Origin of the sequence: Dactylosporangium fulvum (assembly GCF_025137375.1) — a bacterium.
In the GTDB taxonomy this organism is placed as follows: Bacteria; Actinomycetota; Actinomycetes; order Mycobacteriales; family Micromonosporaceae; genus Dactylosporangium; species Dactylosporangium fulvum.
In genome coordinates, this window is sequence record NZ_CP073720.1 from 8307923 (window position 1) to 8320948 (window position 13026).

Below are 13026 nucleotides of genomic sequence, written 5' to 3' on the forward strand. Positions count from 1 at the left end.
TTGCTCAGCTGCCGATGGCCGGCTTGGGCGTCCGCGCGAGCGCCGTCCGGATGAGGACGTCGCAGAGCGCGGGGTAGTCCAGGCCGGCCACCCGGAACATCTGCGGATACTGCGAAACCGCGGTGAACCCGGGGAACGTGTTGACCTCATTGATGACGGGCTCGGTGCCGTAGCGCAGGAAGAAGTCCACCCGCAGCAGGCCGCGGCACTCCAGCGCGCGGAAGGCACGCACCGACAGGTCCTGCAGGCGCTCGATGGTCGCCGGCTCGAGGCGGGCGGGGATGTCGAAGATCGTCGACGGGTCGAGGTACTTCGCCTCGTAGTCGAAGAACGTGTGCTTGTCCGGGAAGCGGATCTCCAGCGGCGGCCCGACCTGCAGCGAGCCGTCGGGGTGCTCCAGCACACCGAGGTCGACCTCACGGCCGTGCACCATCTCCTCGACGAGCACCTTGGCGTCGCTGTCGCGCGCCTCGGCGAGGGCCGCGTCGAGCCCGCTCCAGTCGTTGACCTTCGACACGCCGAGGCTGGAGCCGGCGCGCGAGGGCTTGACGAAGACGGGCAGGCCGAGCCGCTCCTTCTCCTCGGCCGTGAGCGTGCCCTTGCCGCCGCGCAGCACGACCCCGTCGGCGACCGGCAGCCCCTCGGCGACGAGGAGTTTCTTGGTGAACTCCTTGTCCATGCCGGCCGCGCTGGCGAAGACCCCGCTGCCGACATACGGCAACCGGACCATCTCCAGGACCGACTGGATCGTGCCGTCCTCACCGTAGGGCCCGTGGATGGCGGGGAAGATCACGTCGGACTCGCGCATCGTGCCGATCGCGTCGGCGAGGCTGGTCAGCGCGACCTCGCCGGTCTCCTTCGTGAGGTCGAGCAGGCCTTCCAGGTCGAGCTCCTCCGGCGTGTCGGCGTCGGCGCCGAAGACCCAGGTGCCGTTGGGCGTGATCCGCACCGGCACGACCTCGTAGCGGGAGCGGTCGAGATACCGCACGATGCTCAACGCCGACTTGCACGAGACCTCGTGCTCGCCGCTGCGCCCCCCGAAGACGACGGCGACGCGCTTGCGTGCTTCAGCCATGCGGATGCTCCTGTCCTACGTATGTTCGTGGGACCCGGGCCCCGATACCTGTCAAGATCTCATGCGGGTTGGTCTGGGCCCACGCCGCCCACTCTTCCACGGTCGGCGCCGCGGCGGGGTCCGCGCCGAAGAGCACGATCTCGTCGCCGAGCGCGACCGGGAGGTCACCGGCGTCGACCACGAACTGATCCATGGCGACCCGGCCGGCGATCGGCCGCCGCTCGCCGTGGAGTGCTACCTCGCCGCGGTTGCTGAGCAGGCGCGGGACGCCGTCGGCGTAGCCCACCGGGACGAGGACCATGGTCGTCTCGCGGTCGGTGACGTATTGATGCAGGTAGGAGACACCGATCCCGCTGGGCACCCGCTTGACGTTGATCGCTCGGGCGCGCAGGGTCATCGCCCGGCGCAGCCCGGCGATGACACCGTCGACGGGCTCGACGCCGTAGAGCGCCAGGCCGGCGCGGACGAGGTCGTAGTGCGCACCGGGGACGTCGACGATGCCGGCGGAGTTGGCGAGGTGCCGCACCTCCGGCGTGATCCCGCTCTTCCCCGCGATCGCGAGCGCCTCCTCGAACCGGTCGACCTGCCGCATGATCGACGGATTGCCGGGGTCGTCGGCGGAGGCGAGGTGCGACCAGATCCCGCGGACGTTGACCCTCAGCGCGGCGGCGGCCTCGACCAGGGCCGGCCACTCCGCCCAGTTGACACCGTTGCGGGTCAGGCCGGTGTCGACCTTGAGATGCACGTTGGCGGGCCCGGCCGCGGCGATGGCCGCCAGGTGCTCGGCGGTCGAGACGGACAGGTCGACGCCGGCCCGGATCGCACCGGCGAAGTCGTCGTCGTGCGCATAGAGCCAGGCGAGAACCGGCGCGTCGATGCCCGCGGCGCGCAGTTCCAGCGCCTCGGCGATCGAGGTGACCCCGAGCCAGCTGGCCCCGTTCGCGAGCGCGGTCCGAGCGACGGGTAACACTCCGTGACCGAACGCGTTCGCCTTGACCACCACCATGGTGCCCGCCCGGGGCGCCGCGAGCCCGGCGAGAAGCCGGGTGTTGTGCGCGATCGCGTCGAGGTCGACGACGGCCTCGGCAACGATTCCCACGTCTTTCACCCCTTTCCGACCGGAACCCGCCCGGGCCGATCATAGTGACAGGACGCGTCACCGTCGGTCACAGGTTGCCAAGCCGACAGAGCGTCGACAGCCATTCATGATCGCGGACGTTCCGGTGGGTCCAGGGCCATCGGAAGGTCCGCGATCATGCAATCGGCCCGTCCGCAGCGACGGGGCCGGCCCGACCAGCCCGCAGCGCGCAGCAGCCGGGCGACCTGTGCCGCCACTTCGCAGGGCCTTGCCACGACCTCGATCCAGCCGTATCGCACAGTCCGCTCGCCGCGCTCCACGGTCGCGTTGTCCCGCCGACGGTCGCGGACACGCAGCTCGTCGGGGTGCGACAGCCGGCCGTCAAGCTCCACGACGAGGCCGAACCCGCCGTATACGACGTCCTGGTAGGACCTTCCTGGTAGGACCTGGCCGCGCCGTCCGCGACGGGCTGCTGGCGCCGCCCTGCCGGCAGTCCGTGCGACCGCTCGACGTCGCGGAGAAAGCGGATCTCGAGCACCGAATGGCAACCGTCCTCGACGTCGGCAAGCACCAGTCCGAGTTCCCGCCGCCAGCGCACCTTCCGGCGGGACGAGAGTGCCGCCCGCAGCCGGTCCGGCGTGGTCAGCCGGCGGCCGCACGCCCTCGTGATCCAGCCGATCGCCCGGTCGAGGTTTGCCGAGCTCTGCGTCAGATCGAGCACAGTGTCCTCGATCCGCGTGCGTGGCGGCCATTGCGCCGGGTGGGCCGCCGATGCCAGCCGGTTGGACCGGTGCACGACGATGCCGGGTGCCCGGCGAGGCCGCCGCCCGGCCGGCACGGTGACATGGACCACCGGCGACGGATCGTCGACGAGTCCGTGCAGTTCGGCGGCCGTCTGATGGCTCAGCACGGCTCCCGCACCGGCATGCAGGACCAGCGCGCTCAGGTAGGCGTCACGCGGAATCGGGCCGCTGAAGGTGACGAAGCTGCCGGGAAGCACTCGTTGCGATCGCCCGCTGAGCACACGCGCACGGATGCCGTCCACCGTGATGCCCGACCGCATCGCCTGGTCCCGGCTGATCGCTCCGCGCTGCTCGTCCCCCATGCCGGAGAAGCCTGGCGAATGTTCCCGTCGAACGCCAGCCGCACCCTGCGGTCCTGTGGACAACCGTCGCGCTCGTCCACAGACAGCATGATCGCGGACGTTCCGGTGGGTCCGAGGCCATCGGAACGTCCGCGATCATGGAAGCGGTCAGGCGGAGCGAAACAGGCGTACCGCCAGGTAGGTCGCGGCCAGGAAGCTCACCGCCAGCACCACCAGGTGGAGCGGCTGCGGGACGTCGCCGGCCCAGGCCGCCTGGATCGCCTGGCGGAAGGCGCCCAGCGGGGTGAAGTCGCCGATCCGGCGCAGGACCGACGGCATGTACTCCACCGGAACGTACAGGCCGGCGAAGAACGCCGACGGGAACCACATCCCCAGCGCGTAGCCGGTCGCCGCCTTCGCCGACGACGCGACCGCCGCCACCAGCAGGCCGATCGGGAACAGGCCGAGCACCCCGAGGACGAGCGTCGGCAGGACCAGCAGCAGGTTGGGCAGCCGCATGTCCAGCGCCGCCACGCCGATGACCAGCGTGAGCAGCGTCGCCACCAGGACGACCCCGCCGTTCATGATGAGCTGCGCGCCGAGCAGGGCCGACGGCTTCACCGGCGTCGTGGCGAAGCGGCGCAGGACGCCCTTCTCGCGGTACGTGGCGAGGACGACCGGCAGCATGAAGAAGGCCACCATCGCCATGGCCACCATGACGGACATCGACGGGATGATCGTGTCGATGCTGCGGTGACCGCCCAGGGCCGGGTCCGGCTTCCGGGTGCTGGACGCGGCGCCGAAGATGACCAGCAACGCGACCGGCAGGAGCACGGTGAACAGCGGTGGGGAGATCTCGCGGAGCATGAGCCGGGTCTCGATGACGGTGAGACGGGTGAGGGCGCGCATCACGACTCCTGCGAGATGAGGGAAACGAACGCGGATTCGAGGTCGGCCTGGAGCACGTTGAGGGAGAGGGGCACCACGGACAGGGCGGCGAGCGCGGAGCTGACCTCGTGGGCGAGGTTGCCGGCGCCGGTGACGGTCCACGTGTGGTCGTCGACGCTGACCGCCGTGACGCCGGTGACCCGGTCCAGGGCGTCCGGAGCGAGCGGCGCGGACGGCTGGAAGGTGACCCGCACGCCCGACGACACGCGGCGGACGAGGCCCGAGGGCGAGTCGACGGCGACGGTACGGCCCTGGTCGATCACGGCGATCCGGTCGCACAGCCGCTCGGCCTCGTCCATGAAGTGCGTCACCAGCAGGACGGTGACGCCCCGGTCACGGATGTCCGAGATGAGCTGCCAGGTGTCGCGGCGCGCCTGCGGGTCGAGGCCGGTGGTGAGCTCGTCGAGGACCGCCACCTCCGGCGAGCCGACGAGCGAGAGCGCGATCGACAGCCGCTGCTTCTGGCCGCCGGAGAGCTTCTTGTACTGCTGGTTCACGGATCCGCCGAGTCCCAGCCGGCCGAGCAGCGCCTCGGGGTCGGCCGGGTTGCGGTAGAAGGAGGCGAACAGCGACAGCGCCTCGCCGACCCGCATCCGGTCCGGCAGCTGCGACTCCTGGAGCTGCACCCCGAGCCGCTCACGCACCGCGGGGTCGGTCGGATCGAGGCCGAGCACCCGCGCCGTGCCGCCGTCGGCCTTGCGCAGTCCCTCGACGATCTCGACCGTGGTGGTCTTGCCCGCGCCGTTGCGCCCGATGATGCCGAAGATCTCGCCACGCTCGACGGAGAAGGACACGTCCCGCACGGCGACGCGGTCGCCGTACCGCTTCTGCAACTGCTGAACGTCGATGACTGTCATGCCGACAACTCTGCTGGCCGGCGGGGCACGGCAGAATGTGGCTGGACGCCGAGGTGGGGTGTACCTAGCTATACCCCACGATGTAGAGCCCGCGCCAATGTGCCGGGCAGGACAGCGGGGAAGGCTGTAGCGCATGACCTACGTGAGGGCGCTCTACCGCGGCATCGTGCTGGCCGGTCTGGCCGTCGTCGTGCTGGTGCAGTTCGTCGTGTCGCTGGCGCTGCTGGGGCCGGGCGTGATCCTCGGCATGGTCTTTCTACTGCCGCCGCAGTTCAAGCTGGTCCGCTGGCTCACGAACCGCTGGCGGCGGCTCTTCGCGGACTGGACCGGCCGCGAGATCCCGGTCCCCTACCAGCCGCCGCCGCCTCCGCCGGAGCCGGACAAGGAGGGGCTCTACCGGCACGACTCGACGCTGTACAAGACGCCGCGGTTCCCGGCCTTCTTCCGCAAGCTCGACTGGCTGGTGAAGGACCCGGCCACCAACCGGGACATGGCCTGGCAGTTCTGGTTCCCGTTCGTGGCGCTCCTGCCGCTGGGACTCGTCGTCGTGCCGCTGCTGCGTCTCTGGGGTCCACTGTGGACGGTTGTGGTCACCCCGGTCGCCCTGGCCGCCCTGCCGTGGACGGTCGGCGCGGTCACCCGGTGGAGCGCATGGCTGCTGGCGCCGCGGACCCGGCCACCGGTGAGCAAGGCGATCGACCGGGTGCTGCTGGCCTGGGCGCGCTGCGGTCTGCTCGTGGTGAGCGCCGCGACCCAGGTCGTGCTGTTCGCCTTCAGCATGGCCTGCTTCGGGCTCGGATTCGGGCTCGGCATCATCTTCCTGATCCCGGTCGGCGTGTCACACTTCCGCTGGCTGGCCAACCTGCGCCGGCAGTTCGCCGCGTGGAGCGGCGCGCGCATCCCCTCGCCCTACACCCCGGAGCTGCGCCCCGAGCTCCGGCCGGACGGGCTCTACCGGGTGCGGAACAACCTGTACAAGACGGAGGCCATGGCGGCGTTCAACGCCCGCTGGCAGTGGACCTGGAACGACGTCGCCTCGTGGCGCGACCTGGTCTGGCTCGGCGTCGACCCGGTCGTCACGGTGGCGACCGTCGGCCTGCCGGTGCTGGGCGGGATCTACGGCGGCTGGGGCCTGGTGTTCCCCTGGCTGTGGACGGAGTTCTTCGACGCCGAGTGGTCAGCGTGGTATGGCGCAGTGGCCGGCAACCGCACCCTCGGCCTGGTCACCGGGATCGTGTTGATCGCCGTCTCGCTCGCCGTCACGAGCCCGCTGCTGCGGGTGCACTCGCGCTGGACCGCCGTCCTGCTGCGCCCGACGAAGGCGGCCGCCAAAGAGGCCGAGCTGCGGGAGCGGGTCGAGCGGCTCACCCAGACCCGCAACGACGCGCTCGACACGCAGGCCGCCGAGATCCGCCGCATCGAGCGCGACCTGCACGACGGCGCGCAGGCCCGGCTGATCGCCGTCGGACTGACACTGGGCGCGATCGAACGGCTCATGGACACCGACCCCGACGCCGCCCGCAAACTCGTCGCCCAGGCGAAGGAGACATCGGCGACGGCGCTCACCGAGCTGCGTGACCTGGTGCGCGGCATCCACCCGCCGGTGCTGTCGGAGCGCGGCCTGCCCGACGCGGTCCGGGCTCTGGCGCTCGACACCGCGGCCGAAGTCACCGTCGCCGGAACGTTCGACGGCCGGCCGGCGGCACCGGTCGAGTCCGCCGCCTACTTCGCCGTCAGCGAGTTGCTCGCCAACGCCACCCGGCACGGCGGCGCCGAGCGGATCAGCATCGACCTGCGCCACCGCGACGGCATCCTGCGGATCACGGTCACCGACGACGGCCGTGGCGGCGCCGACCCGTCGCGCGGGACGGGCCTGCGCGGCATCGAACGAAGATTGGGTACCTTCGACGGGACGCTCGCCATCCACAGTCCATCGGGCGGGCCGACCGTCGCGACGCTGGAGCTGCCGTGCGTGTTGTCCTCGCCGAAGACCTCTACCTCCTGAGGGACGGGCTGGTGCTGCTGCTGCAGAGCCACGGGTTCAAAATCGTCGCCGCCGTCGACAACGGCCCGGCCCTCCTCGCGGCGCTGCTCGAGCACCGGCCCGACGTCGCGGTGGTCGACGTGCGACTCCCGCCGAGCCACACCGACGAGGGCCTGCAGGCCGCGTTGGCCGCCCGCCGTGAGGTGCCCGGCCTGCCGGTGCTGGTCCTGTCGCAGCACGTCGAGCAGTTGTACGCGCGGGAACTGCTCGCCGACGGCACCGGCGCCGTCGGCTACCTGCTCAAGGACCGGGTCTTCAACGCCGACCAGTTCATCGACGCGGTCCGCCGGGTCGCCGGGGGCGGCACCGTGATGGACCCGTCGGTGATCGCCAAGCTCGTGTCCCGCCCGTCGGCCAGCACCGGCGACCTCACCCCGCGCGAGCGCGAGGTGCTGACCCTGATGGCCGAGGGCCGTTCCAACGCGGCGATCGCGAAGCAGCTGTACCTCAGCGAAAGCGCCGTCGGCAAACACATCGCCAGCATCTTCGCCAAGCTCAACCTGCCCGTGTCGGACGACGACAACCGCCGCGTCCTGGCGGTGCTGGCCCACCTGCAACGCTGACGAACGGAGGCATCCACAACCGCGCCCACCCGAAGCCACCCCGCACCGGCGGAGCCCGGCGGAGCTAGCCGAGGCCCTTGAACGCCACGAACTCGGCGTAGTCGCGGATGTAGTCGTCCGCCTCGTAATAATGCGACGCGAACACCAGCAGCGTGGCGTCCGAGGAATAGTGGTACTGCGTCGCCCACGTCAACGGGGGAAGGTAGAGGCCCGTCGCCGGGTTGTCCAGCGCGAACTCCTGCCTCGACACGCCGTCGTCGGCCACCACGCTGCAGCGGCCCTTCACACAGACCAGGAACTGGTGGCACTCCTTGTGCGCGTGTTGGCCGCGCACCTTCTCGCTCGGCACGTCCAGGATCACAAAGTACCGCCGGACCTTGAACGGGACGTCGCGCTCGAACTCGCCGACCGACAGGTCGCCGCGCAGGTCGCGCACGAAGTCGAGTCTGTGCAGCGTGACGCCCTGCACCTTGGTGCTGCTGATCCGCTCGCCCGGGCCGGTGACCGCCTCGTCCGTCGCCGACGGTGGGACCGGGCCCGAGTCGACGTAGCCGGTGAGCCGGGCCGGGTTGCCGACCACGATCGCATACGGCGGGACGGAGCGGGTGACGACCGCGCCCGCGCCGATCATCGCGGAACGGCCGATGGTGACACCCGGCAGGATCGTCGCGTTGGCGCCGATCGACGCGCCGGCCTCCACCGTCGTCCGCAGGAACACCGATGGGTACTGCCTGCTGCGCGGCATCCGGTCGTTGGTGAACGTGACGTTGGGGCCGACGAACACGTCGTCCTCCAGCGTCACGCCGTCCCACAGTTGCACGCCGCACTTGACGGTGACCCGGTCGCCGAGGGTGACGTCGTTCTCGACGAAAACCCCGTCGCAGATGTTGCAGTCGGCGCCGATCCTCGCGCCCGGCAGCACGTGGGCGAAGGCCCAGACGCGGGTGCCGTCGCCGACGTCGGCACTCTCGCAGAGGGCGTTGGGATGCACAAAACAGGACATGGATCAGCCGTCCTCTCGCCGAGGGCTGTAGGAGAGCGAACGCATGGCGACCGCGAGCGGGCGGCGCTTGGTGTTCTCGTAGCCGCGCCAGGCGTACGAGCCGACCACCCCGAGGCCGAGGGCGTTGATCCCGCCGAAGAAGAGCACCACGAGGATCGTCGCGGCGTAGCCGGGGACGTCGAACAGGCCGGCGAGCCGCGCGGCGAGGACCACCAGGCCGAAGACGACCGACACGGCCAGCCCGATCGCGCCGAACGTCATCAGCACCCGCACCGGCAGGTCGGTGAACGAGAAGACGCTGTCGAGGAAGTAGGTGACCTTCTTCTTGAGGGTCCAGCCGGAGGAGCCGTGCGCGCGGGGGCGGCGCGTGTAGGCCACCTGCTTGCGCCGGAACCCCAGCCAGTACAGGAGCGCGACCAGCGAGGTGTTGGCCTCCTCGCACGCGAGCAGGGTGTCCCGGAACGCCGTGTTGCAGCCGAAGATGTCGACCCCGCCGCGGGGCATGCCGGGCATGACGAACCGGCGGTACGCGCCCCAGAACAGGTTCGCGGACAGCCGGCTGCCCAGCGGGTCGGCGCGCCCCTCGCGGGTGCCGACCACCACGTCGTACTCCCCCTGCTCCAGGGTGCGGAAGAACCCCAGCGCGAGGTCCGGCGGTTCCTGCAGGTCCGCGGCCATGACCGCGAAGTACGGCCCGGCCGCCTGCTCCAGCCCGACCCGGATCGCGGCGAACGACCCGAAGTTGCGCGACAGCAGGACGAGCCGCGCGGCGAAGCGCTGCTCGGGCAGCAGCAGGGCGAGCAGGTCCGCGGACTTGTCCGGGCTGCCGTCGACGACGAACACCGCCTCGAGCCGGTCGCCGAGGTCGGTGTTCATGCGGTCGACGGTGGCGAGCAGGTCGTGGATCGAGTCCTCGTTGCGGTACACCGGGACGATCAGCGAGTACATCCGCTCACACCTCCCATCGGTTGACCGCGTCCGCGACCAGGTCCGCGTCCGCGTCGGACAGCTCGGGATAGCAGGGCAGCGACAGCGTCTCGGCGCACAGCTGCTCGGTGACCGGCAGCGACACGTCCGCGAAGCGATCGCCGAACCCGGGTTGCCGGTGGTCCGGGATCGGGTAGTGCGTCTCGCTGGGCACGCCGTGGGCGCGCAGGTGGGCGGCGAGCCCGTCGCGGTCCGCGGTGCGCACGACAAAGAGGTGCGCCACGTGCCCGGGCGCCTCGATCGCCGGCAGGGCGACCTTCGGATGCGTGATGGAGGTGGTGTACCGGCGGGCGAGCTCGACCCGCCGCGCGTTCCACGCGTCGAGGTGCGGCAGCTTGACCCTCAGCGCCGCGGCCTGGATCTCGTCGAGCCGGCTGTTGCGCCCGGGCCCGGTGGCCATGCGGTACTTGCGGTCCCAGCCGTATTGCCGCAGGCGCGTGACCCGCTCGGCGACGGCCGGGTCGGCGGTGACGACGATGCCGGCGTCGCCGAGCGCGCCGAGGTTCTTCGTCGGGTAGAAGCTGAACGCCGCGGCGTCGCCGAACGAGCCGGCCCGGCGGCCGTCACGTGCCGCGCCGTGGGCCTGCGCGCAGTCCTCGACGATCCTGACGCCGTGGCGGGCGGCGACGGCCGACAGCGCCACCATGTCGGCGAGCCGGCCGTAGAGGTGGGTGACGATCACGGCGCTGACGCCGCCGCCGGTCAGCGCGCGGTCCAGCGCGACCGGGTCGAGCAGCCACGTCTCCGGCGACACGTCGACGTACACCGGGATCGCGCCCAGCGCGTGGACCGCCGCGGTGCCGTAGCCGCCGGCGTTGGCCACCAGCGCGACCCGGTCGCCGCGGCCGGCGCCCACGCCCGCGAGGGCGAGTTCCAGCGCGTCGGTGCCGTTGCCGACGCCGATCGCGTGCGGCACGCCGCAGTGGGCCGCGAACGCCTCCTCGAAGGCGGCGACTTCACGGCCGAGGACGTACCAGCCGCTGTCGAGGACACGCGTCACCGCGGCCGACAGTTCGCCGGCCAGGCTCGCGTTGTGCGCGGTGAGGTCGTTCATCGCGCGCAGGGGCATGCGACTCGCCTTTCAACGGGGGAGTTCATAGACCGTGCAGAGTCCGGAGGTGTACCGCGGGACCGCGAAGCCGCCCAGGTCCGCCGAGCCCGTCACCGAGGCGTCGACGACCAGCCAGCGCACGCCGTAGCGGTCGCGCAGCAGCCCGACCGTCTCCGGGGACGGATTCGTGAACGCGGCGTCGTTGTCGGCGAGGCGCTGCCGGTCCCAGAACTCGGCGAACCAGGGCGGGACGTTGTCCTCGGCGGCCCGGAGGTACGTGGAGTTGGTGAAGCCCCACCCTTCGACGAGCACACGGCGCTGACTGGCGGCGGAGAGCCCGAAGCGGCGGTTGTCGCACGGGCCGCCGGGCCGGTGCACGCCGAAACAGTGGGCGTTGGTGGCCAGCAGGTCGTCCGGGTCGGCGTGGTCCCGCAGCCAGCGGCCGACCGCGTACGTGTCGCGGTCGACGGCCGACGCGCGGCCGTCCGGCCCGAGCTGCTTCGCCGGGTCCACGGCGTGCCACGTGCCGGAGCCGTACGTGCCGACGACGTCGTCGGCGACCGCGCGGACACCGTCGCCGGCGGAGGCGAGGCCGAACCCGGCACACCAGCAGACGAGCAGGGCGACGGCCCCGCTCCGCAGCCACCCCAGCCGCCGCAAGGTGAAGAGGGCCGCCGCGGCCGCCGCGGCCCCGCCGGCGAGCGCGAGGTAGGGCCGGGCCAGCTCCCAGCCGAGATTCCCGGCGGGCAGCGCCGGACCGTCGGCGAGCCGCACCAGCCACACCGCCCCGACGCCGGCGGCGACCGCCGCGACGAGGGACCAGGCGCGTCCGGCGCGCACCGGCCCGCTGCCCAGCGCGACGGAGAGGCCGACGACCGAGACGATCGCGAGGTACGGCCGGCCGGACACGATGAGGTAACCCTGGGAGCCGCCCGGGTGACCGAAGACCAGGACGCCGGCCAGGCCGACCAGCCCGACGCAGAGCAGCAGCAGGACCGCCGGGTCGAGCAGCCGCCCGCGCGCCGCCAGCACGCCGCCCCACATCAGCAGCCAGCTCAGGACGGTCAGCCCGCCGATCACGGCGAGCCGCCCGAACGGGGCACCGGGGCCGGTGTATCCGGTCATCGCGGCTGCCATGCTCTCGTACGTCGACATGATCGCCAGCGGCTCGACGACGAGTCCCTGGCCGGCGCCGCCGTAGAGCACGAGCTGCGATCCGGCGGTGAACAGGGCGACCAGGCCGGCGAGGACGAGCATCGGCCGGCACAGCCCGCGCCGGGTCAGCACCAGCAGGGCCACGGCGGCCAGGAGCGCGCCGGTCAGCATCGGCAGGTACGGCGACTTCGCCCCGGACACCCCGGCGAGCAGCAGGCACACCAGCACCCACCGGCCGGCACCGCCCCGCGGGCCGGGACCGTCCGGTGCGGGTTCCAGGATGTCGACCAGCACCAGCATCAGCGCCGCGAAGAGCAGCGCACCGAACGTCTGGGTGGGGCTGGTCCAGGCGGTCAGCCGGAAAATCGAGCCGTCCTCGACCGGGCCGAAGCCGAACCAGGCGTCGGAGAGCCGCCAGCCGTACGGGTTGGGCGCGAGCACGAGCAACGCGGCGACGACGGCGGCGGGTCCGGTCCACCAGCGGCCGGTGAGCCGGCCGGCGAGCACGGCGACGAGCACGAGGAACGCGACGACCATCGGCAACGGCGAGAGGCGCACCAGCAGCGTCAGCGGGTCGATGCCGGTCACCCAGCTGGTCGCGGCCATCTCCGGGTAGGCGAACCAGTGGTACACCAGGCGTTCGCCGGACACCCACGGCGCCTGCATCGGCATGTGGTGCTTCGCCTCGCCGATCAGCGCCCAGTGGAACGGCGTGTCGGCGTCGGTCGACGCGCTGACCGGCCAGCCGAGGCCGTGCCCGCGGAAGTGCCGGACGCTGCGGAAGACGAAGACGGCCAGCACGGCGACCAGGGACCAGGCCCACGCCGCCGGGGTGCGCCGGCCGGGCGCGCTCCGCCAGTACCGCCGGAAGCGCGGGACCGCGAGTGCGACCGTGACCATGCCGATCGGCCAGGCCAGGACGAGCAGCGGCGCGCCGGCCCAGCGGGCGGCGACGTAGGCGAGCACCTCGACCGTGTAGCCGAGCGCGGCGCCGGCGGCGGCGTCCGCGACGAGCCGGTCCGAGCGGCCGCGCAGGACGCGCCACAGCAGGGTGCCGGGCAGAACCACACCGAGGCCGAGGTACGCGACGAACCGCACCGTCGTCGGCAGCGGCACGTTGTAGTAGCGGAGGACAACCGCGGTCGCCACGGCGAAGGCGACCGCCGGGAGCCAGGCATTCA

Annotated in this window: 11 protein-coding genes and 1 pseudogene; 2 read left to right on the plus strand and 10 right to left on the minus strand. The window is 71.9% G+C overall.

Features of this window, described 5'->3' with window-relative positions; translation table 11 throughout:
• Window positions 1–4 precede the first annotated feature (4 nt).
• The 5 genes from Dfulv_RS38055 to Dfulv_RS38075 form a co-directional block, all read right to left on the minus strand.
• Complete coding sequence (locus tag Dfulv_RS38055; RefSeq protein WP_259858657.1) at window positions 5–1075, minus strand: D-alanine--D-alanine ligase family protein; 1071 nt, start codon at window positions 1073–1075, stop codon at window positions 5–7.
• The gene (alr, locus tag Dfulv_RS38060) at window positions 1068–2174 is read right to left on the minus strand and encodes an alanine racemase (protein WP_259858658.1); all 1107 of its coding nucleotides are present in this window, start codon (window positions 2172–2174) and stop codon (window positions 1068–1070) included. The genes Dfulv_RS38055 and alr overlap by 8 nt, the downstream gene beginning before the upstream one ends.
• Window positions 2175–2328: 154 nt before the next feature.
• Window positions 2329–3258, minus strand: a complete 930-nt coding sequence (locus Dfulv_RS38065) for a type IV toxin-antitoxin system AbiEi family antitoxin domain-containing protein (RefSeq protein WP_259858659.1) — start codon at window positions 3256–3258, stop codon at window positions 2329–2331.
• Window positions 3259–3405: 147 nt separating this feature from the next.
• Window positions 3406–4146 (minus strand): ABC transporter permease, encoded by a 741-nt coding sequence (locus Dfulv_RS38070; RefSeq protein ID WP_259858660.1) that lies wholly within the window; start codon window positions 4144–4146, stop codon window positions 3406–3408.
• Complete coding sequence (locus Dfulv_RS38075) at window positions 4146–5042, minus strand: ABC transporter ATP-binding protein (protein ID WP_259858661.1); 897 nt, start codon at window positions 5040–5042, stop codon at window positions 4146–4148. The genes Dfulv_RS38070 and Dfulv_RS38075 overlap by 1 nt, the downstream gene beginning before the upstream one ends.
• A 133-nt stretch (window positions 5043–5175) precedes the next feature.
• Between Dfulv_RS38075 and Dfulv_RS38080 the strand changes: the two genes are divergently transcribed.
• A complete protein-coding gene (locus Dfulv_RS38080) occupies window positions 5176–7047 on the plus strand; it encodes a sensor histidine kinase (protein ID WP_259858662.1) in 1872 nt (623 codons plus the stop codon).
• Window positions 7011–7649 (plus strand): response regulator, encoded by a 639-nt coding sequence (locus Dfulv_RS38085; RefSeq protein WP_259858663.1) that lies wholly within the window; start codon window positions 7011–7013, stop codon window positions 7647–7649. Before Dfulv_RS38080 ends, Dfulv_RS38085 begins: the two co-directional genes overlap by 37 nt.
• Window positions 7650–7713: 64 nt before the next feature.
• Here the strand turns inward: Dfulv_RS38085 and Dfulv_RS38090 are convergent, their stop codons facing one another.
• From Dfulv_RS38090 to Dfulv_RS38110, 5 genes and pseudogenes are all read right to left on the minus strand, one after another.
• Window positions 7714–8229 carry a sugar 3,4-ketoisomerase gene (locus Dfulv_RS38090; protein ID WP_259868917.1) on the minus strand — a complete coding sequence of 172 codons (516 nt, stop codon included), beginning with the start codon at window positions 8227–8229 and terminating at the stop codon, window positions 7714–7716.
• Window positions 8206–8652: pseudogene (locus tag Dfulv_RS38095) on the minus strand (acyltransferase); the annotation flags it as partial. The gene Dfulv_RS38090 and the pseudogene Dfulv_RS38095, both read right to left, overlap by 24 nt.
• A gap of 3 nt (window positions 8653–8655) precedes the next feature.
• The gene (locus Dfulv_RS38100; RefSeq protein WP_259858664.1) at window positions 8656–9600 is read right to left on the minus strand and encodes a glycosyltransferase family 2 protein; all 945 of its coding nucleotides are present in this window, start codon (window positions 9598–9600) and stop codon (window positions 8656–8658) included.
• 4 nt (window positions 9601–9604) lie between these two features.
• Complete coding sequence (locus Dfulv_RS38105) at window positions 9605–10708, minus strand: DegT/DnrJ/EryC1/StrS family aminotransferase (protein ID WP_259858665.1); 1104 nt, start codon at window positions 10706–10708, stop codon at window positions 9605–9607.
• Between the two features lie 12 nt (window positions 10709–10720).
• Entirely contained in the window at window positions 10721–12994 is a 2274-nt protein-coding gene (locus tag Dfulv_RS38110; protein WP_259858666.1) for a hypothetical protein, read from the minus strand.
• Between the last annotated feature and the right edge of the window lie 32 nt (window positions 12995–13026).